19 protein-coding genes are annotated in these 18466 nt (G+C 36.9%); 7 read left to right on the plus strand and 12 right to left on the minus strand.

Annotated elements, in window-relative coordinates:
- Positions 1-78 precede the first annotated feature (78 nt).
- From ACKU4N_RS13055 to ACKU4N_RS13065, 3 genes are all read left to right on the plus strand, one after another.
- The gene (locus ACKU4N_RS13055) at positions 79-501 is read left to right on the plus strand and encodes a DoxX-related protein (RefSeq protein WP_321316887.1); all 423 of its coding nucleotides are present in this window, start codon (positions 79-81) and stop codon (positions 499-501) included.
- Positions 502-602: 101 nt separating this feature from the next.
- Positions 603-995, plus strand: coding sequence for a DUF302 domain-containing protein (locus ACKU4N_RS13060; RefSeq protein WP_321316888.1), 393 nt, complete (start codon positions 603-605; stop codon positions 993-995).
- 53 nt (positions 996-1048) lie between these two features.
- Positions 1049-1552: a hypothetical protein gene (locus tag ACKU4N_RS13065; protein WP_321316890.1), complete on the plus strand. Its 504-nt coding sequence runs from the start codon at positions 1049-1051 to the stop codon at positions 1550-1552.
- Between the two features lie 2 nt (positions 1553-1554).
- On the opposite strand, the gene ACKU4N_RS13070 is transcribed toward ACKU4N_RS13065, so the two are convergent.
- Complete coding sequence (locus ACKU4N_RS13070) at positions 1555-2271, minus strand: protein-L-isoaspartate(D-aspartate) O-methyltransferase (RefSeq protein ID WP_321316892.1); 717 nt, start codon at positions 2269-2271, stop codon at positions 1555-1557.
- A gap of 167 nt (positions 2272-2438) precedes the next feature.
- Between ACKU4N_RS13070 and ACKU4N_RS13075 the strand changes: the two genes are divergently transcribed.
- Positions 2439-3968, plus strand: a complete 1530-nt coding sequence (locus tag ACKU4N_RS13075) for a M28 family metallopeptidase (RefSeq protein ID WP_321316894.1) — start codon at positions 2439-2441, stop codon at positions 3966-3968.
- Positions 3969-4363: 395 nt separating this feature from the next.
- Here the strand turns inward: ACKU4N_RS13075 and ACKU4N_RS13080 are convergent, their stop codons facing one another.
- The gene (locus ACKU4N_RS13080) at positions 4364-4498 is read right to left on the minus strand and encodes a hypothetical protein (protein WP_321316896.1); all 135 of its coding nucleotides are present in this window, start codon (positions 4496-4498) and stop codon (positions 4364-4366) included.
- A 126-nt stretch (positions 4499-4624) separates the two neighbouring features.
- Between ACKU4N_RS13080 and ACKU4N_RS13085 the strand changes: the two genes are divergently transcribed.
- Positions 4625-5356 (plus strand): hypothetical protein, encoded by a 732-nt coding sequence (locus ACKU4N_RS13085; protein WP_321316898.1) that lies wholly within the window; start codon positions 4625-4627, stop codon positions 5354-5356.
- A gap of 31 nt (positions 5357-5387) precedes the next feature.
- Here ACKU4N_RS13085 and ACKU4N_RS13090 read toward each other — a convergent pair whose 3' ends face one another.
- From ACKU4N_RS13090 to ACKU4N_RS13125, 8 genes are all read right to left on the minus strand, one after another.
- The gene (locus ACKU4N_RS13090) at positions 5388-6014 is read right to left on the minus strand and encodes an MOSC domain-containing protein (RefSeq protein ID WP_321316900.1); all 627 of its coding nucleotides are present in this window, start codon (positions 6012-6014) and stop codon (positions 5388-5390) included.
- Between the two features lie 173 nt (positions 6015-6187).
- Positions 6188-6829, minus strand: a complete 642-nt coding sequence (locus ACKU4N_RS13095; RefSeq protein WP_321316902.1) for a DUF8479 domain-containing protein — start codon at positions 6827-6829, stop codon at positions 6188-6190.
- Positions 6830-6921: 92 nt separating this feature from the next.
- On the minus strand, positions 6922-7590 hold the full coding sequence (locus ACKU4N_RS13100) for a 3-keto-disaccharide hydrolase (protein WP_321316904.1): 669 nt from the start codon (positions 7588-7590) through the stop codon (positions 6922-6924).
- A gap of 112 nt (positions 7591-7702) precedes the next feature.
- Positions 7703-8020: a hypothetical protein gene (locus tag ACKU4N_RS13105; RefSeq protein ID WP_321316906.1), complete on the minus strand. Its 318-nt coding sequence runs from the start codon at positions 8018-8020 to the stop codon at positions 7703-7705.
- Positions 8021-8405: 385 nt separating this feature from the next.
- Complete coding sequence (locus ACKU4N_RS13110; protein WP_321316908.1) at positions 8406-8702, minus strand: hypothetical protein; 297 nt, start codon at positions 8700-8702, stop codon at positions 8406-8408.
- A 58-nt stretch (positions 8703-8760) separates the two neighbouring features.
- Positions 8761-10356: a beta-N-acetylhexosaminidase gene (locus ACKU4N_RS13115; protein WP_321316910.1), complete on the minus strand. Its 1596-nt coding sequence runs from the start codon at positions 10354-10356 to the stop codon at positions 8761-8763.
- Positions 10357-10589: 233 nt separating this feature from the next.
- Positions 10590-12413, minus strand: a complete 1824-nt coding sequence (locus ACKU4N_RS13120) for a glycoside hydrolase family 2 protein (protein ID WP_321316912.1) — start codon at positions 12411-12413, stop codon at positions 10590-10592.
- A 21-nt stretch (positions 12414-12434) separates the two neighbouring features.
- A complete protein-coding gene (locus tag ACKU4N_RS13125) occupies positions 12435-13733 on the minus strand; it encodes a BNR-4 repeat-containing protein (RefSeq protein ID WP_321316914.1) in 1299 nt (432 codons plus the stop codon).
- A 214-nt stretch (positions 13734-13947) separates the two neighbouring features.
- Between ACKU4N_RS13125 and ACKU4N_RS13130 the strand changes: the two genes are divergently transcribed.
- The gene (locus ACKU4N_RS13130; RefSeq protein ID WP_321316917.1) at positions 13948-15099 is read left to right on the plus strand and encodes a hypothetical protein; all 1152 of its coding nucleotides are present in this window, start codon (positions 13948-13950) and stop codon (positions 15097-15099) included.
- An 88-nt stretch (positions 15100-15187) separates the two neighbouring features.
- On the plus strand, positions 15188-16108 hold the full coding sequence (locus ACKU4N_RS13135; protein WP_321316919.1) for an alpha/beta hydrolase: 921 nt from the start codon (positions 15188-15190) through the stop codon (positions 16106-16108).
- Positions 16109-16503: 395 nt separating this feature from the next.
- On the opposite strand, the gene ACKU4N_RS13140 is transcribed toward ACKU4N_RS13135, so the two are convergent.
- Both ACKU4N_RS13140 and kduI read right to left on the minus strand, forming a co-directional pair.
- Positions 16504-17295: a gluconate 5-dehydrogenase gene (locus ACKU4N_RS13140; protein WP_321316921.1), complete on the minus strand. Its 792-nt coding sequence runs from the start codon at positions 17293-17295 to the stop codon at positions 16504-16506.
- Between the two features lie 40 nt (positions 17296-17335).
- Positions 17336-18178: a 5-dehydro-4-deoxy-D-glucuronate isomerase gene (gene kduI, locus ACKU4N_RS13145; RefSeq protein ID WP_321316923.1), complete on the minus strand. Its 843-nt coding sequence runs from the start codon at positions 18176-18178 to the stop codon at positions 17336-17338.
- Positions 18179-18466: the final 288 nt, after the last annotated feature.

The following is an 18466-nucleotide window of genomic DNA, read 5'->3' on the forward strand; positions in this document are numbered from 1 at the left end:
CAGCCGATGCTTTTTTTACTCGTCATATTAATTTTATACATTTTGGTGCGGATCACCTCCCGCTTCAGTAAATACCTCATGAAATTTTCTAAAAATGATCATTTGCGTTTTTCTTATGGAATTGGCTTCATTACTATAGGGGCAATGCACATACTTATTCCAAATCTTTTTGAGCATATATTCGCGGCTATTTCCAACTCAACTTACGAAATAATTACAATTTTAGGATTTGTTCTAATTGTTAGTGGTGTTGGTCTTTTGATCAGAAGAGTTCATAAGGAAGCAGCAATACTTCTTATTGTATTGATGCTTATTTTTATCCCTCTTAGTATAATTATGCTTACCCGTTATGTACCAGGTCCGTTAGGAATAGAATATGAGCCAGTGTTGGGATATTTAAGGATTCTCGCCTTCTCACTCTTAATTTGGTTTTTAATTAAAGCCTGCGAACTCTCGCCAAGAAGAAAGTATAACAAATCAAAATACAACCAGAACATCTAGTCATCATTTTTATTTTTTCACTGTTTAAGCATTTTTTCATAACTTAATTGTTACCTTAAAATTATGTAGTGCTATTAATTTACACCTAAATAAATAAAACGATGAGCTATTTTATCCGCCGAAGTACGAATTTTAAATTTGATGATGCCATTGACCGTGTGACCAGAGCGCTTCAAACCGAAGGGTTTGGCATATTAACCGATATTGATGTGAAAGCTACTTTAAAAGAAAAATTGGATGTTAATTTCAAAAAATACCGGATTCTAGGTGCCTGTAATCCATCATTTGCTTACAAAGCGTTTCAGGTAGAAGATCAAATTGGCATAATGATGCCTTGTAATGTAACTGTTATTGAACAAGATAATGGTCATGTTGACATTTCAATTATGGATCCAACAGCGGCTTTTAATGTAATTGAAAATGAAGCATTACAACCTTTTGCACACGAACTAAAAAGCAGACTGGAACGATGTTTAACTTATCTTGAAGAATAAATCCCAAATAAATTTTTGACTTTATTATTTGTTTCACTTTCAAAAATTGCCTCATGAAACGCTTATTTTTTTTCATTTTTATTCTTTCACATTTAACCTCCTTTTCGCAAAATACAAATACAAAAAATACTATTTCTCCAAATCGCTTATTCGATTTTTGGTTGGGAGAATGGGATGTGTTCACCAATGATGAACTTGTAGGTCACAACACAATTAGTTTACAGCAAAATGGCAACCTGCTGCAAGAAAACTGGGTCTCGGAAAAAGAAAGTTTTACAGGTACAAGCTATAGCTTTTACAATGAAAAAATTAATAAATGGCAGCAAATCTGGATTGATAAAAATGGAAACAATCTGCTATTGAAAGGAAATTTTGAAAATGGGAAAATGGTACTACTAAGCGGCACTGACTCCAATATGGGAGAAGCTCAATCTCTTCATCGAATTAGCTGGATAGTTATGCCAAATGGTGATGTAAAACAGGTTTGGGAATCAACAATCGACGAAGGTAAAATTTGGAGTATTCAGTTTGAAGGGGTCTATAAAAAGAAAAAATAAGCTTAATAGGATTTTCCTTTTTCATTGACCATGGGAACAAATCGAACAGGTAAATCAATCCGTTTGCTTATTTTCCCATTTTCTTTTTTTAAAAGAACCAACTTCTTAACATTCTTTTTCCCTACAGGAATTACCAATCTGCCCCCTTCTGCCAGTTGGGCAATTAAAGCCTTGGGGATTGCTGTAGGTGAACAAGTCACAATAATTCCATCAAATGGAGCTTTGTCTGCCAAACCCTGATATCCATCTCCACAAAAGGTCTTTACATTTTCATATTTTAAAGAATCCAGAACAAAAGAGGCTCTTTTCTGTAAGGATTCAATAATTTCTATGGAGTATACTTCAGAACAGATCTCTCCCAATATAGCCGCTTGATATCCGGATCCGGTTCCAATTTCCAAAACACGGCTTTTCGAACTCAAATCGAGCAGCTGACTCATATAAGCAACAATATAAGGCTGTGAAATGGTTTGTCCTTCCCCAATAGGCAATGGACGATCCTGATATGCGAAACTCCTTAAGTTTGCCGGAACAAACAAATGCCTTTCCACTTTTTCCATCGCGCCAATAACAAGTGCATCAGTCACACCTCTATTAATTATCTGTTCGATGACCATGTTTACCCGAAGTTTCCCAAATTCCATCTCTTGCCAATTAGCAACTTCACTATATCTTCCTAATGAAACAATCAATAGTATAACAAGGCTGAAGGTTTTCATGATTCAAATTCCTTATTTAGTTAAAGTTACGACATTAGAGCTAAAAATGAGAAATAAAAATGCCTTCTAATCCCTTACTTAAACAGCAAATAAATAAAAGCCAAATGCGAATCGAAAAACAAATTTTAGTAATTTAATTTCCCTATTTCATAATTAAAGTATTTCTCATGCGATCGACCATCATTATCCTTTTTATATCTGTAAGTAATTTTTTTCATTCAAGTGCACAAGACAGTATCGCCCTGCACTATTCCAAATCACTATCGACCAATAAAATACAAAACGATATTGTAATACTATCCTCTGATAATATGGAAGGAAGAGACACTGGAAGTAAAGGACAAAAGCTTGCCGCCCAATACATCTGTCAGCAATTCATAAATGCAGGTGTAAACAATCCTAATGGAAACAAAGACCGTTCGGGATATTTTCAGAATTTCCCCATCTACAAAAAGGAGCAAGCTAATGCTGAAATTCAGACCTTTGATAAAGTATTTAAAAATTACGAGGACATTCTGATATCAGGATTCACTAATTATTCAAAAGATAATATGGATCTGGTTTTTTTGGGAACTGCTCCGGACACAAGTTATATAAACAAAAATTTTTCCAACAAGGCTGTTCTATTCTTAAGCACCAATCTTTACGCCGCGGCTATAAAATCGAATGATATTGCGCAGACTTCCAAAGCCAAATTGGTACTGTTTTGCAATCCCAATAAGAACAGTCAATACAAGGAACTAATTGAAAAAGGGAAAACAATATCCGCGAGAGGAATGAATTTAAAATCAGAGATGAATAACAATTTCAATCCTTTTGATTCCATCGGCTCTGCCAAAGCCTTTACCAAATATAAAAACAGAATGCGCACCTATCAGGGTGCAATCTCAAATCCGGTTGCCTGTGCACTTCTCCAAATAAAACCCAAAAGATTAAAACAGATTTTAGAGACAAACCAAATGAATAAAACAGAACAGAAAATCTGTAAATTCACTTTTAATTTCGACCTGAAATACAAGGAAGTAAATACTGAAAATGTGCTGGCTTTTTTACCGGGAACCAATAAAAATAAGGAAATATTAGTTATCTCAGCCCATTACGATCATATTGGAAAAAAAGATGGTGAAATATTCAATGGAGCGAATGATAATGCATCAGGAACTGCCGCAATCATCGAAATTGCAAGAAAATTTCAAGAAGCCAATGATAATGGCCATAAAACAAAACGCAGCATCCTTTTTATTGCATTTACAGGAGAAGAAAAAGGTTTGTGCGGATCGAAATATTTTGTAGACAACCCACCGTTTCCCTTATCAAATATCGTTGGAAATTTAAATTTGGATATGCTGGGCCGACACGATGAATTAAATGATACCACAGATTATATTTATCTTTTGGGAACCAATCATCTCAAACCCAAATTGAAAGTCATATCCGATAGCATAAATAAGATCAGTACAAAATTACGTCTTGATTACAAATATGATACACCTGATAATTTTCTGTATCAGGCTTCGGATCAAGCATCATTTGTGAAGCATGGCATTCCTGCTGTTTTTTATTTTAATGGATTACATGCCGACTACCACAAAGCAAGCGATACGGCCGAAAAAATTGATTTTCAGGCTGTAAACAGAGTATCCCAATTGGTGTTTTTAACTGCATGGGAGCTGGCAAATGTAGTAGTTCCATTTTGATATTAAATCGGTATAACTCAAGTTTCGCATGAGAGTTAATATTTTAAAACCAGGAGAAACAAATGATTTATAAACTACATGGTTATTTATGCTCAAATAGCCTAAAACAATAGAATGTCTTGGAGGTTTACCCATGACTCCAAACTGTCTTTGTTTGAGCTTGGAGGTTTACCCACGAGCCCACAAAACAGTTTGTGAAGCCTTGGAGGTTTACCCATGACTCCGAAAAGTCCTTATTTGAGCTTGGAGGTTTACCCACGAGCCTACAAAACAGTTTGTGAAGCCTTGGAGGTTTACCCATAACTCCACCAACAAAAAACCTTAAAACATAAAAATTCATTAACTCTCATAAGGTACGTGACAATAAAATTTACCAATATGGAGAAAATATAAGGCTATGCACCTGATGTTATTACTGTTACCGGCATTAAATCAAAACCTAGATCTGATGTAATCATAACACTTGTAATTGCTGATAGTGAGAACATTAACCAAACCATTTGTCCGTATGAGTGTGTTTTAGAGAGCATACGAAACTTGAGTAAGTCAGGTGAAAAAATCTTGATTTGTTTATTTAATTTTAAACATGACAGAACATAAAATCAATTTTTACGTATGTTTGTATTGTTACTATCAATTTACCTAATTACATCATTATGAGACGTCATTATTATTTCATTATACTTTTCATTATTGGAAGTTTTTCATGTGCAAAAGACAACGAGCATTCCGGTTATATTGATGAAAACCAAGCATTACTGGAAAGTTTAAATGAAGTAGATGGAAGACAACATACCTACAACTATGATTTTGAATTATTAGAATTCCGCGAAAAAGTAGACTATTATGCTCCGGTGAGCTTTTCGGAAGCTATATCAAGTATTCCTTCAGTTATGAGGGACAAAATAAATCTGATATCGCAAAGTGATTTGCCATTTGCTGTTGCTCAGCAAGAAGCTAATATTGTTACTTCGTGGAATGCCTTCAACAAATTGGTGTTTCAAATTCAATTTTCTTATTTGGAGAACACAACTGGCTATCAAACCAATTTTAAAGATTTCTTTATCATCTCGATTACGCAATACCCCGAAGATCCCTTCGCTGATGAAGAGGCCACATTAGCAATGGAAGAAAACATTATGGGGTATGAAAAATTAGTTTTGGAAGGAACTCATCCCATGTATTACAAACCTGCATCAGGAAGCTGGCCTAGAATGTTTGACTATTACAAATATATTGATGATGACAAACTTATGGACAAAGAATCGACCGGCTCATCGCAATATTACACCTGGTACAATGGCTTGATTTATAAAATAGGATTTAATATGGATGTAAGCGCTACTGATCATGAAGCCTTAATTCGAAAAATAATATTAGGAAATTAATATACAAAAGGACAGCAGTGGCTGTCCTTTCTTATTTATTCAAATCTCTTTTACAACTTGTGGCCAGTGCCGGATCAGACAATGCCTTCTCAAGTTTCAATTGATCTTTGGAAGATTCATACAACAGATTGTACACTTCTCTTATCGATAAGCTTTCCTCCCGCCTTTCCAACAAAATTAACTCATCTCCTTTCCCTACTTCTCCTTCCATAAGTACACGAATATATACACCCGGAAAACCAGCATCTATAAATTGGCGAACCATACTGTCACAATTGAAACGATAATTTAGTTTGTAACACGGTTGCCGGGGCTGGCTAACCTGAACCCTGGCATTTCCTACTTGAAAAACATCACCAATTTTAATAGCTCCTTCATCCAGGTCAGAAATGGTTAAATTTTCACCAAACATTCCAAAATCCCAATCCAAATTCGGAAATTTCTTTTTCCAAAATTCATAATGCTTTTCCGAATACCAGTAACAGGCTTTATCTGCACCTCCATGATACCTTCTGTCGATTACTGCATCCCTGACAACATCATCTTTACCAAGAAAAATTGCCTGATCAACTGCATATTTATACATGCCGGTTTTTTCAATTTTTCCGTGATAATTTATTTCCAAGCTTTCGCCAATATTTGTGGAAACGACTTTCATTGCTTGATTTAAAATGTTTTTGCAACAATTACTTTTTAAATAATTTCAGTACAGCCTGCACTCCTATTTGCATTAGCTGATAAGCTATTGCCGCAGAAGCAAACCCTTCATTTTATTTCACCAACAGAACTATACAAATTAAGAAACTGCTGTATTAAAACCCGTATTTATTATTATTCGTATTGTTCTGGTTTTACCGAAATGGTAAATAAATAAACTCCCGACTTGTCCTTATAATAATACTTCATTTGTACTTTATTATCTCTCATGCTCTGCATGTCGGGATTCGTTTTCACGTAATTGGTAATGGTCGGCTCCAAGTAACTTTTTAATTCTTCAATGTTTACGGAATCCTTACTCATACCAATAAGTGTGTAATTGTATTGAAAAACATTGTCGGGCAATGCAATTGCATTGTCAAGTCTGGTGGCATTATCGATCATAATCGGGCACGATTCATTAAGTTCGCTTGCAGTCTCAATTAATGCCTTATCGAATGTTGTTTTCCGAAATAATCCGGCTAAACTTTCACCTCCAATTTGTCCAATGGCATAAAAAATTGCAAATGCTACAGCAAATGCGATCCAATATTTAAGACCTTTCTTATTTTTTACTTTTGGTGATTCCTTTGATAAATCGATGGATTCGGTAGTGCACACGGCTTGTTTGTATTCTTCAAATGATTGATCTGAATTACGAACTTTCCAATCAGAGTAATTGTTCCCGAGCTTTTTGCTGCACTTTGTACAAAAAGTCATGTATTCCGATTTAAGCTCGTTTAAGTGTCCGCAATTGTTACATTTCAAATAATGCATGTCATTCTAATTTAATTATACTTCCTGAATATTTTTTTACTCATCACCATATCAAAACAATCTACCGGTACAAATAGGCCTAATTGAAGCCATTATAATTTCTTAATCTGCACCTTACGAAAATCAATCGGATAACCTTCATATTGCAATAAAATACGACCTTTCGAAACCGAAGATTCGACTCCCTCGTTTACCAGTTTACCATTCAGCTCCTGTTTAATTTTACCATTTACTACTGTAATAACTGCAGTATTCCATTCTCCAATTGCATTGCTTGCATCTGTAAAACGTTTGGCAACCACACTTCGTCCAGGTTCTGTTTGCACTCCATTAATTCGTAGTGTAACATTCTGAAGAAAAATAAAATCTCCTGTCGCACCTTCTTTTACCTGAAACTGCACTCCCTTAGGCCACAAGGTATCGCGGCTTTCTTTTGGAACCAAATAAGTAATTCCGCTGTTTTTTTTGTTGCTTTTTCTTACGAATGTTGAATCGGTATTCCACCGGAATTCTACGCATAATTGAAAATTATCAAATGATTGCTCAGACATTAGGTAGCCTGCCTTGTTACCATACAAACGAATCATCTGCTGATCGACAGCGAAGAGCTCTAGGGCATTTTCATGTTTTCCCGATTCCGGTTCATAGGCATACCATCCCGATAAATCCTTTTGATTAAAAAGTTCGATATTTGATTGTGCTTTGGTAAGATTTGGAATCAGTACTAAACTGAAAATTAATAGTCGATAAATACAGGTCATTAAAATAAATTTATAGTCGATTTAATTATTCGCTTTTTGTTGTATTTTTTTGATATTCCTGAAACTTATAGTGTGGATGCGTTTTCTATTTTATGAATAATCCCGCCACCTTCTACCCAATAAATTTTACTCCGGCAATTCCGATTCCCGCACCCAATAGCAACGAAAACAGTATCATTGGAACAATTGCTTTTTTGTCTTTTGGATAAACAACAATCATTACCGGTATGGCGGTCAGTAAAGCGATAATCATTCCTGTCATCCACGCAGTCAATCCCCAATTCACAAATGGAATAATTAATCCAAGTGCGAAATAGTGTACAAAAGCTGAGATGATATCCCGCTTATCAAGTCTCTGAATTATCATTGGAGTAATGTCGATCAAACCAGCTGTAAGACCAATACCTATTGCTATCAAAAAAGCATTCATTTCGTTATTTGTTTCGTTTTGCCAATTATGAAACGTCCTTGCTTATTCTGTGTTTTTGCATATTCCAAAACTCTATTTAGAAGTTTATTAGGCCCTGACATTTTGATTTTATTTGGTTAGGCTAATATAAACGCAATGGTATTTATTTCATAATTATAAAAAGGTGTGTTTACCGACCTATATCAGGCGATAATGACCACTTATTATATTTACTCCCCGAATCTACAAAACTCAAACTAGCTAACAAAACATTTATATCGCAAAATTTACAGCTGCTTTTCAAGCAGGATAAAAAGACATGCATTCGCATAAAAAAACCCGACTCTTTTAAGGAGTCGGGTAAACCATTACAATTGTCTTATCTGTTTACACAGATATTTATTTCTTAAGCTACTTTATTCTTTTTAAAATATTTATAAATAATATAATCTGATAATTCATTCCCTTGGTAATCCCAGCCATAAATTCTGTTATCAATCATATGATGCGACAATATACATATTAGATAACCTTTTTCAACATCAAAAAAATATTCAAATCCCCAGGGAGAGAATTTATAATACTCATTGTTATAAGGCTTGCTTGTTTTAAAGCGCCCCTTTGTTTTTAATGATTGACAGGTTTCACCACACAAATTATAAAAATATTGTTTCTGTATTTCAGATAAGTTTGTATACATCATGCTTTTATTTAAAGTGTTAGCAGTGAAGCTATTTACGGAATAATTTGACTAAGGTTTCCTATTTTACAGAAACACTAATTATTTTTTCTCTTCCTTGATCAACCCAAGGAATTAAAGGCGATTGATAATAGTTAATATTCATGTACCCGAAACGTTCTTTCTGATTTCCCAAACGGATTCTATACTCGTCCCAGCTTTTGTCTGCATTTTTCGACCATCCTAATTCGGCATAACCCGGCAATCGCGGAAAAACAAGGTATTCAATGTCATCCATTGTCTCAATTGTTTCTCCCCATAATGGTGCTTCAATTCCCACAATATTTTCTTTACTGATGCCTTCCACAAAGTTTTCAATACTCCAATCGTAAGCCTTTTTCACATCAACATAACCCGCCCAATGCAAGCCCAACGGACAAATGGAATCATATTGCATGTCGAGGTAGGCACGGTTGGCAGGCGACATAATGATTTTCACATTTTGATTTACGGCCTTTATCGCATTATCAGGCTTGGTTTGCCAAAATTGAGCCAGAGAGTTTTCTTCCAATTCGGCTGCGGCCACATCGGCCCAACCAATCATTTTTTTCTTGTGCCTGCTTACAATCTTCTGCACCCGATTTACAAAGCTGATGTAATCTTTCTTTTTGGTTGCATTCGACTCATCGCCACCAATGTGAATGTATTCACCTGGTGTAAGGGCTGCCAATTCGCCAATCACATCATCTATAAATTTATAGGTAATCTCCTTATCTGTGGCCAGCGTACTAAAACCAACATTGGTGCCGGTATACAATCCGGTAACTTTGTTGTTGGCATTTAACTGGGCATATGAAGCCAAAGCAGCATTGGTATGACCGGGCATATCAATCTCAGGAATAACAGTTATGAATCTTTCCTGCGCATAGTTTACAATTTCGAGGTACTGATCCTGAGTGTAAAACCCACCTTTTTCGCCACCTACCTGTGTGCTTCCACCATGAGTTGTTAAATTGGGCCACGACTTGATTTCAATTCTCCAGCCCTGATCATCTGTAAGGTGCAGGTGCAGCACATTCATTTTGTAAGCCGCAATCAAATCAATAAACCGCTTCACATCTTCCACTCCGAAAAAGTGACGTGCCACATCCAGCATTGCCCCGCGGTACTGATAATTTGGTGCATCCTGAATGATACCGCTGGCCAGTTCCCAAGGCCCCGTTTGAACACTATCCAATTCTATTTTTGCCGGGAGCAGTTGTCTGATGGTTTGCACTCCCCGAAACAATCCCGCTGGCTGATGCGCTTCCAGAACAACTCTTCTTTCAGTAATCTTTAATGTGTACGCTTCATCACCGGAAATAGTATCATCCGACAGAATCAGAACAATTCCTTTTTTATCGGCCGGATTTGTTACTCTTTTCACTTCAGGAGTAAATCCCGTTGACGGAGCAATCAGCTTTGCCAAATAATTTGCCACTTGTTGACTGCCCTCCTGATTTTCCTGCACATAAATTTTTGTTTTTGCAGTCCAATCGAAAGAACTGCCTGTTGCAACAAGACTGGCAGGCTGAGGAATTAAATTTTCTTTTGCTAAATCTTTAGGTGTTGGCTTTTTGCATGAAAAAAGCAAGAGTGAAACAAGCAAAACTTGTATCAGGAGAATTCGTTTGTTCATAAAAATGATGCTTAAAGGGTTGTTTCACTTGTAAAAATAAGCGAATACCAAATTAACATCAAAACTCATATTAAAAAAAATATCTGAAATTTAATTGATTTTAAATTGCTAATGCAGTCTATTGCTCAATATCGTTTTTTATAAAACAAAGCCCAACTCATGGGAATTGGGCTTCTTGTTTATTCAAAAGATTAATCACTGTTCATTTCATCCTGATTGACATAAACATCAGGCTATTTATACTCCTCTTTTTTCTTTTTGTAATAGTTCTGCATAATATAGAAAGCTTTTTTCTTGGCTCCCGACTCCGAAACCAATCCTTTTCGGTTCCAGCCATCCTGCACATCGGGCAATTGACGAAGCGGTGTCATAAAGTCGACCAAAATCCATGGTGTTAATCCAACTACACCTTCAATTTTATCGAACATGGACAAATTCTCCTGATACATATACTCCTGATATTCTTCACTCCAACGCGTTTCCTTATCGGCATGAAATCCTTCCAAAGCACCTCCGCCAAACTCACTAATAATTACCGGTTTATTGTATTCTATTGTGAAACGTTTGTTCCGGCAGGTTTCAGGAGATCCGCCGTACCATCCCTGATATTCATTAAAACTTACAATATCAAAAACTTCGGCAATCGGATCACTCACTTTGTAATTATCACCGGCCAGTCCATCTTCCCAACCATCTTTTTTGCAGGCAGCACTCAACAAACGGGTACTGTCCAACGAACGTACATGTGAAGCTACTTCTCTTAAAAAGTGATTTCGCGCATCGCCGGGCACAGTTTCATTTGCAATAGACCAAATTATAGAGGACGCTCTGTTTTTATCTCTTCTGATTAGCTCTCCATACTGAATTTTCGCCTTTTCCAAAACCTCTTCACTCTTCCAGTCGATTCCCCAATACAACGGCAATTCTTCCCAAAGTAAAATTCCCATTTCATCGGCCAAACGAACAATATTTTCCTGATGCGGGTAATGTGCCAGGCGGGCAAAATTACAACCCATTTCCTTTGCCCAACCCAACAACAACTTTGCATCATCCATTGAATGCGCTCTGTCTCTTCGAACCGGATTTTCATCATGAATGGAAACGCCGCGAAGAAAAACCGGCTTCCCATTTAACAGGATTTCTTTTCCCTCTGTCTCTAAAGTTCTAAAACCAATTCTATCAGTAAGCTCATCTTCTCCCGCAATCAGTTTTACATCGTAAAGCTTAGGATTTTCGGGCGACCACAAGCTCATCTTTTTTGAGCTAAATGCAAACTCACCTCTTCCCTCTTTGTTTATGGAAACTTCAGCAGCAACTCCCAATTCCTTAATTTCAACTTTTGCCTTGTCAGGATAATTGCTGCCGGCAAGCTGAACAGAACCTTTTACCACACGCGTTTTTTTATTCAACGACTCCTTTTGTAAAACCAGTGTGTAATCATCAATATAGGTTTGAGGGACCTCTACAATTTTCACATTGCGGGTAATTCCTCCATGATTGTACCAATCGGTTACCATGGCCGGAATATAATCCTTCTCTCGTCGGTTACTAACTCCTAAAATCAAAAAATTATCCTGCTTTTTTAGTAAATCGGTTACCTCAAAACTAAATGGAGTAAATCCACCTTCGTGCACACCCAATTTTTTCCCATTAAATGAAAAAGTAGTTTTATAGTTTGCAGCCCCCACATATATAAATATTCTGGAGTTTTTATGCTTGGGCTGGTAATCGAAGGTTTTTCGGAACCAAATGCTTCCTTCGTAATAATACAACTCTTCTTTTTGCGAATTCCAGGAACCGGGAACCCATAAAGTTTGTGCGTCATCAAAACTGTACTCTACCCTATCGCTCTTCGATTTTGCTTTACTGTTTTTATACAAAGGACTAAAACCGATCTGCCCGGTTTCATACTGATCCAAAATATACTTCCACTTGCCGTTCAGGCTTTGATGGGTGCGACCATTAACATTCGTAATAAAATTGCCTTGTGCAAATAAATTACCCGCACCAAACAACAGGCAAATAACTAATACTGATATAAATTTTGTGATTCTCATTATTGTATCGTTTAATGATTTCTAATCCAGAAAATATTTAATTCTGCTTTTAAAATTTGTGTAATGAATGTACTTCTCGTTTTCCATCCACAACACAACTGTTTTATCGCCTTTTTTCATGTTTTTAGGAACAATAGGACGAACATTGTCATATTTTGAATGCTGCGTAATTGGAGTTACTTCCCATGTTTTACCAAAATCTGAAGTCACTCTTTTCTCAATTTCAAAAACTCCCTTCACATTTCTCGATAAATAAATTGTATTAGGCTTTAATGGATGAAAAGTTAAACCCGCAGAATAATGCGGTTCCCGTTCCGTTTTTCCTTCGGGTGTTTGAGGAAACCATTTCCCCGAATTACAAATCTCATTATCGATCCATTCCCCTTTTATATATTGAGCGTAATGATACAAATGTTCGGTTTCTTTCGGATAGCGTGCATATAAAATTACCGGGTTCCCTTTTTTGTCAGCAGAAATATCATACACCCATGCTCTCCCCGATTTTTCAGTTGCCTTATACACCACTGTTGCTTCTTTAGGCTCAAAAGGAATCTGATTTAAATCACAAATTTTTGTTCCATCAGCTCTCCAGAATGCACCCTTTTCGTAACAGGCGTAATAAACAGAATTGGTTGGTTCTTTTCGCGGATGTCCATCGGTAAATATGATGTGTATTTTTGATTTTCCATCGGAATAGTACCGTACATAAGGACGATTGTCATCGTTAAATGGTTGATTCGTTATAAAAACCTGAGCCGGATTAAAAGTTTCGCCATTGTCATCCGACCACATCATGTTGGGTTTAAAACCTGTCCACCGGCCAAAACAAAACAACCTGTTTTTTTCCTTTTTTAAAGCGATCGGATTTGCATAAGTAACACACTTTCGCGGATACAATTTAAATTGCTCCTCGCTAAACACCTCTTTAAAGGAAGTTGCACCAAAATCTTTGGAATCTTTCTTTGCCGGCAATTTATTCATGCGCACAGCCTGATCGAAATGCTTGGTATAAAACATCAGCACATCTTTGTTGTTCAACTCAATAAAAGAAGGATTGGCATGATCGTCTTTATCCAACTTCGGACTTACCGTTTGAATGTAACTCGTTTTAGTTTCCAGATTCAAAGTCGCAGCTTCAATCGATCCATCGGAAGTGACCCAACCAGTTACAACTTCAGCCTTTCCATTGTGTTTGTAAATTGCTCCAGGTGCAGAAAACCAACACCATGCTCCATCATTTGTCAATGTGTTTTGTTGTCCTAAAACTACTGTTGACATAAATAAGAAGCAGATGACCGCGAAAACTTTATTTTTCATCATTCTATATTTTAATTTGAAAATCATTCATCCTTCCACTTTGAAAAACTTAAATTATTTGTGCTTTCAAAAATCAGTATTACAAATGAAACGATTCCAAGCATTTTGTTTATCTTTAACATTGCTTTAACGGTACTTATAACGGTTAACACTAAACCTAAAGCATTGTAAAACCAACCATTACAAACCAAACCCGAAAACTGAAAATTCTTCTTTAATGAATATCTCTTTAGATAACAAACGGCTTATTATTGCGAAAATCAGGAATAGTAAAACATTTTCCAAAGCTCCGACAAGTAGTTCCTTACTTTCCTATCTATTCGAAGAAACAATAAAAGGAACCGATCTGAAAGAAAAATTAATTGAAATAGAATTTTTTGGAGAATCAAAGAGTACAGAAAAAAGCAGTCCCAGAGTGCGGGTTAATGTTTATAATCTGAGAAAAAAAATTGCCCGGTATTACGAAAACGAAGGCAAAGAAGATGCCTGCAGACTGCACATTGAAAAAGGTCAGTATCAATTGATGTTTTCAATGAAAAAAAACAAAGAAAGCGCAGTTAAAAAAATAAAATTATCCTTATACATACCTTACGTAGTACTATTTGTTGTTTTATTGCTGTTTGCCCTTAGTAAAATACCTCAAAAAGCACCTGCCATCTGGAATTCCTTTGTTGTGGATGAAACCAAACCGAAACTAATTATTGGTGACGCTTTTGGTGTTATGGGCAATACGGCAACCGGTGCCTTTGGATGGAACCGCGATTATACAATCAACAGCATTGAGGAATTTTATCAGTTCTGCGACAACAACCCAAAGCTTAAAAACGAGCTTTCTCCTGCCAATTACACGTACATGACCGGTATGGGAGCCATTACCAGCCAAAAAATTACTTCTCTGTTCGACAAATACGATACTGATTTTAACATTCATTTTTCAAGCCAAACTTCCATTGCTGATTTAAAAGATGGAAATACAATTTACGCCGGCCCAATTAAAAATAACAATTTGTTTATCCATTTTTTTAATGAAGCAAATCAATACTACAAAATTAAAGATTCCAAACTGTATTTCTCGAAACACCCAAGTATAAAGGACACCACATTTAATTTATTCACCGAAGGACTTGTATCCGAATATACAATTGTATCTAAATATAATGGTCCAAATAATCACGATCAATTCGTTTTCTTTTCGGATCACGACATAGGCGTCTGTTCAACAGTAGAATATTTCACAAATACCGACTCCCTGCAAAAATTCACTGCATCTTATTTGGACAATTCGACCTATTTTACTGCTGTTTTTATGGCGAAAGGAAAAAGCAGAACCAATACCGATTTAAAACTGCTTTTGGTTACCACAGAATAGAATCACCTGCCCATTTAAACATCATATTACATCGGCAATTCATCGAATAATCGTAAATTTATTTTCCAAAATCAATAAAATATAAATCATGAAAAAAACAGGTCTTCTCTTGTTACTTATTAGTGTGTATTCGTTCAATATATTTGGTCAGAATAACATTATTCCTCTATGGCCGAATGAGATGCCAAACCACAAAGTTTCAAATGAAACAGAAGTTATAAATGCAACAGATGTTGTTCGGATTTCGAAAGTACAAACGCCTACAATAGAAGTATTCACCCCTGCCAAAAAAAATGCAAACGGTCAGGCTGTTCTTATTTGCCCTGGTGGCGGGTATCGAATTCTGGCATACGACTCGGAAGGTACCGACATCGCAAAATGGCTAAACTCAAAGGGAATTACGGCCTTTGTTCTAAAATACAGATTGCCGGACTCTCAGTCGGTGATCAAAAGTTACAAAGCCCCCTTACAAGATGCGATGAGAGCTTTAAAAACAATCCGGTTTAATGCTGAAAAGTACAACATTCATAAAAATGAAATAGGCGTAATGGGCTTTTCTGCCGGCGGGCACCTGGCTTCAACACTGGGCACACATTATAATGAATTGATGTACCCTGCAGCTGACGATATTGATTTAGAAAGTGCCCGTCCCGATTTTATGGCACTCATCTATCCTGTAATCAGCATGAAAGAAGGGATTACGCATCAAGGATCGAAGCGAAATTTATTGGGGGAAAATCCCAATGAAAAATTAGTCAATAAATTCTGCAACGACTTACAGGTTACCGGCGATACACCACCTGCTTTTCTTATTCATGCATCCGATGACAATGGGGTGCCTGTAAAAAACAGCTTGTTGATATACGAAAGCTTAATCAGCAATGGCGTTTCTGCAGAAATGCATATCTTCTCGACCGGAGGCCACGGCTTTTCTTTTGGTTTTAACAAAGGGCATGTGAGCTCCTGGACAGATTTATTTTACACCTGGAGCAAATCAATCAAAAAATAAGTGAAATAATTTTCACAGCAAGGCTCTATCTGAAATTTCCACTTCAGGCAGAGCTTTGTTCCTGCTGCCTATTTAATTTCAAAACTACCTTTAAATAGAATGGGCCAATTCCCAACTGAATCAAGGCAAAAAAGCAAAAGACAGCCGGGTTTCGCTTGCATCATTTTTAAGGCAGACATAGTTAAAAAGCAATATTTTATAAGATGAGTTTTGATGGTAACCGGGTACAAATATGAATTGCATAAAAAAAGCAATGTAGTATTCTTGCGAATACAGCATTGCTCTTCCTGTCAATAAAAAAATAAGAAGGGTTTTGATTCACGACTCTGCGGCAATCAAATTACCCACTCTTATTCTTTCACACTGCTAACTTCTAATCTAACTTACTATCTATATTATTCTTCATTCGAAGGTTTGCCAATGGTTGCCAAAATACCACCATCAACGTAAACCACATGTCCGTTTACAAAATCGGATGCCTTTGATGCAAGGAATACTGCTGTACCTCCCAAATCTTCAGGATCTCCCCAACGTGCAGCAGGTGTTCTGCTAATAATGAACTCGTTAAAAGGATGACCGTCTTCGCGGATGGCGGCTGTTTGTGAGGTTGCAAAATATCCAGGTCCGATTCCATTGGTCTGAATACCATATTTTGCCCACTCGGTAGCCATGTTTTTAGTCAGCATTTTTAAACCGCCTTTTGCCGATGCATAAGCACAAACGTCGTTGCGTCCCAGCTCACTCATCATCGAACAGATGTTGATGATTTTTCCTTCGCGGCGTTCAATCATTTTTCGTCCAACATATTTGCCCATGATGAAAGGACCTACCAAATCGATATCAATTACCTTGCGGTAATCTTTCACTTCCATATCCTGCATTGGCACCCGCATGATAATACCTGCATTGTTTACCAAAATTCCAATCGGTCCGACTTCTGCCTCTATCTGGTCAACACCCGCAATTACTCCGGCCTCATCTGTTACATCGAAAATGTAACCTTTACAATCAATGCCTTTTTTTGCGTAATCGGCGATTCCGCGATCCAGATTTTCTTTCGAAATATCATTTACTACAATCTGAGCGCCTGCTTCGGCCAATGCTGTTGCGATAGCCATTCCAATACCATGAGTAGCTCCGGTTACCAAAGCAACCTTGCCGTCCAACTTAAATAAATCCAAAATCATAACTTATATTTTACAATGATACACAACAAACTAATTCATACTAACGCAATTCATCCGGCTGACAAACATCCATATCGCCGTAATTCAGATTTTCGCCGCCCATTCCCCAAATAAATGTGTAGTTACTTGTTCCTGCTGCCGAGTGAATCGACCAGGTAGGTGAAAAAACAGCTTCTTCATTGGCCATCCAGATGTGACGGGTTTCTTTCGGATCGCCCATAAAATGACAGATAGCCTGTCCTTTGGGAACTTCAAAATAGAAGTACGCTTCCATTCTTCGGCTGTGTGTATGGGCAGGCATGGTGTTCCAAACACTTCCGGGATGCAGCTCAGTCATTCCCATTTGCAGCTGATTGGTCTTGATGGTATCCGAAACAATCAATTTGCGCAATGTTCTGCGGTTTGAATTTTCAGGCTCACCCAACTCAACAACAATAGCATCTTCGTGTCCGATTTTTACATTTGGAAAAACCTCGTGGGCAGGAGCCGAGTTTAAATAAAAATGGGCAGGTGAAGCAGCATCCGCACTGGCAAAAACGATTTCCTTATTGCCTTTTCCAACATAAAGGGCCTCTTTGTAGTCCAGCTCATAAACTGCACCGTCAACACGTACGCTGCCTTTTCCGCCAACATTCACAACACCCAATTCTCTTCTCTCCAAAAAATAGTCCGCTTTTAATGGATCGATTGCTTCCAATGTCAATGCTTCTTTTACCGGAACGGCTCCGCCTACAATAATCCTGTCGTACTGAGAGTAGGTCAGATGAATGCTTCCTTCTTCCATTAAATTCTGAACCAAATACTCATCCCGTAATCGGGTTGTATCGTAACTCTTTGCATCTGCAGGATGTGTTGCATATCTTTCTTCGTATTTCAATCCCATGATATCTGTGTTTATAAATTAGTACAATCTCTTTTTTGACATTTATTCCCGGCACAATTTTACCTGTTTGCCTGCTGCAAAGTAATAAAATGTAATTGAATTGTGCAATCGATTGTCTGTTTTTAATTTTTCCAAGAGGAAAATACATCAGATACTAAAGCATCAAAACATTAGTAAATACTGATTATCAACACGATTTTAATCAGTGCAAAAATAATAAATCAAATGAAAGGCCGTGCAATAGACTTTTACCTGTTGCACTAATATTGCACGAATGTAGAAATAATG

This window comes from Labilibaculum sp., assembly GCF_963664555.1.
In the GTDB taxonomy this organism is placed as follows: Bacteria; Bacteroidota; Bacteroidia; order Bacteroidales; family Marinifilaceae; genus Labilibaculum.

Excerpts from the sequence above, each read along its gene's own strand:
- ACKU4N_RS13135 (WP_321316919.1), top strand. The coding sequence starts at position 15,188 with ATGAAAAAAACAGGTCTTCTCTTGTTACTTATTAGTGTGTATTCGTTC.
- ACKU4N_RS13110 (WP_321316908.1), bottom strand. The coding sequence starts at position 8,702 with ATGATGTATACAAACTTATCTGAAATACAGAAACAATATTTTTATAAT.
- ACKU4N_RS13105 (WP_321316906.1), bottom strand. The coding sequence starts at position 8,020 with ATGAATGCTTTTTTGATAGCAATAGGTATTGGTCTTACAGCTGGTTTG.
- ACKU4N_RS13095 (WP_321316902.1), bottom strand. The coding sequence starts at position 6,829 with ATGCATTATTTGAAATGTAACAATTGCGGACACTTAAACGAGCTTAAA.
- ACKU4N_RS13055 (WP_321316887.1), top strand. The coding sequence starts at position 79 with ATGAAATTTTCTAAAAATGATCATTTGCGTTTTTCTTATGGAATTGGC.
- ACKU4N_RS13060 (WP_321316888.1), top strand. The coding sequence starts at position 603 with ATGAGCTATTTTATCCGCCGAAGTACGAATTTTAAATTTGATGATGCC.
- ACKU4N_RS13130 (WP_321316917.1), top strand. The coding sequence starts at position 13,948 with ATGAATATCTCTTTAGATAACAAACGGCTTATTATTGCGAAAATCAGG.
- ACKU4N_RS13125 (WP_321316914.1), bottom strand. The coding sequence starts at position 13,733 with ATGATGAAAAATAAAGTTTTCGCGGTCATCTGCTTCTTATTTATGTCA.
- kduI (WP_321316923.1), bottom strand. The coding sequence starts at position 18,178 with ATGGGATTGAAATACGAAGAAAGATATGCAACACATCCTGCAGATGCA.
- ACKU4N_RS13120 (WP_321316912.1), bottom strand. The coding sequence starts at position 12,413 with ATGAGAATCACAAAATTTATATCAGTATTAGTTATTTGCCTGTTGTTT.
- ACKU4N_RS13115 (WP_321316910.1), bottom strand. The coding sequence starts at position 10,356 with ATGAACAAACGAATTCTCCTGATACAAGTTTTGCTTGTTTCACTCTTG.
- ACKU4N_RS13085 (WP_321316898.1), top strand. The coding sequence starts at position 4,625 with ATGAGACGTCATTATTATTTCATTATACTTTTCATTATTGGAAGTTTT.
- ACKU4N_RS13090 (WP_321316900.1), bottom strand. The coding sequence starts at position 6,014 with ATGAAAGTCGTTTCCACAAATATTGGCGAAAGCTTGGAAATAAATTAT.
- ACKU4N_RS13080 (WP_321316896.1), bottom strand. The coding sequence starts at position 4,498 with ATGCTCTCTAAAACACACTCATACGGACAAATGGTTTGGTTAATGTTC.
- ACKU4N_RS13140 (WP_321316921.1), bottom strand. The coding sequence starts at position 17,295 with ATGATTTTGGATTTATTTAAGTTGGACGGCAAGGTTGCTTTGGTAACC.
- ACKU4N_RS13065 (WP_321316890.1), top strand. The coding sequence starts at position 1,049 with ATGAAACGCTTATTTTTTTTCATTTTTATTCTTTCACATTTAACCTCC.
- ACKU4N_RS13075 (WP_321316894.1), top strand. The coding sequence starts at position 2,439 with ATGCGATCGACCATCATTATCCTTTTTATATCTGTAAGTAATTTTTTT.
- ACKU4N_RS13070 (WP_321316892.1), bottom strand. The coding sequence starts at position 2,271 with ATGAAAACCTTCAGCCTTGTTATACTATTGATTGTTTCATTAGGAAGA.
- ACKU4N_RS13100 (WP_321316904.1), bottom strand. The coding sequence starts at position 7,590 with ATGACCTGTATTTATCGACTATTAATTTTCAGTTTAGTACTGATTCCA.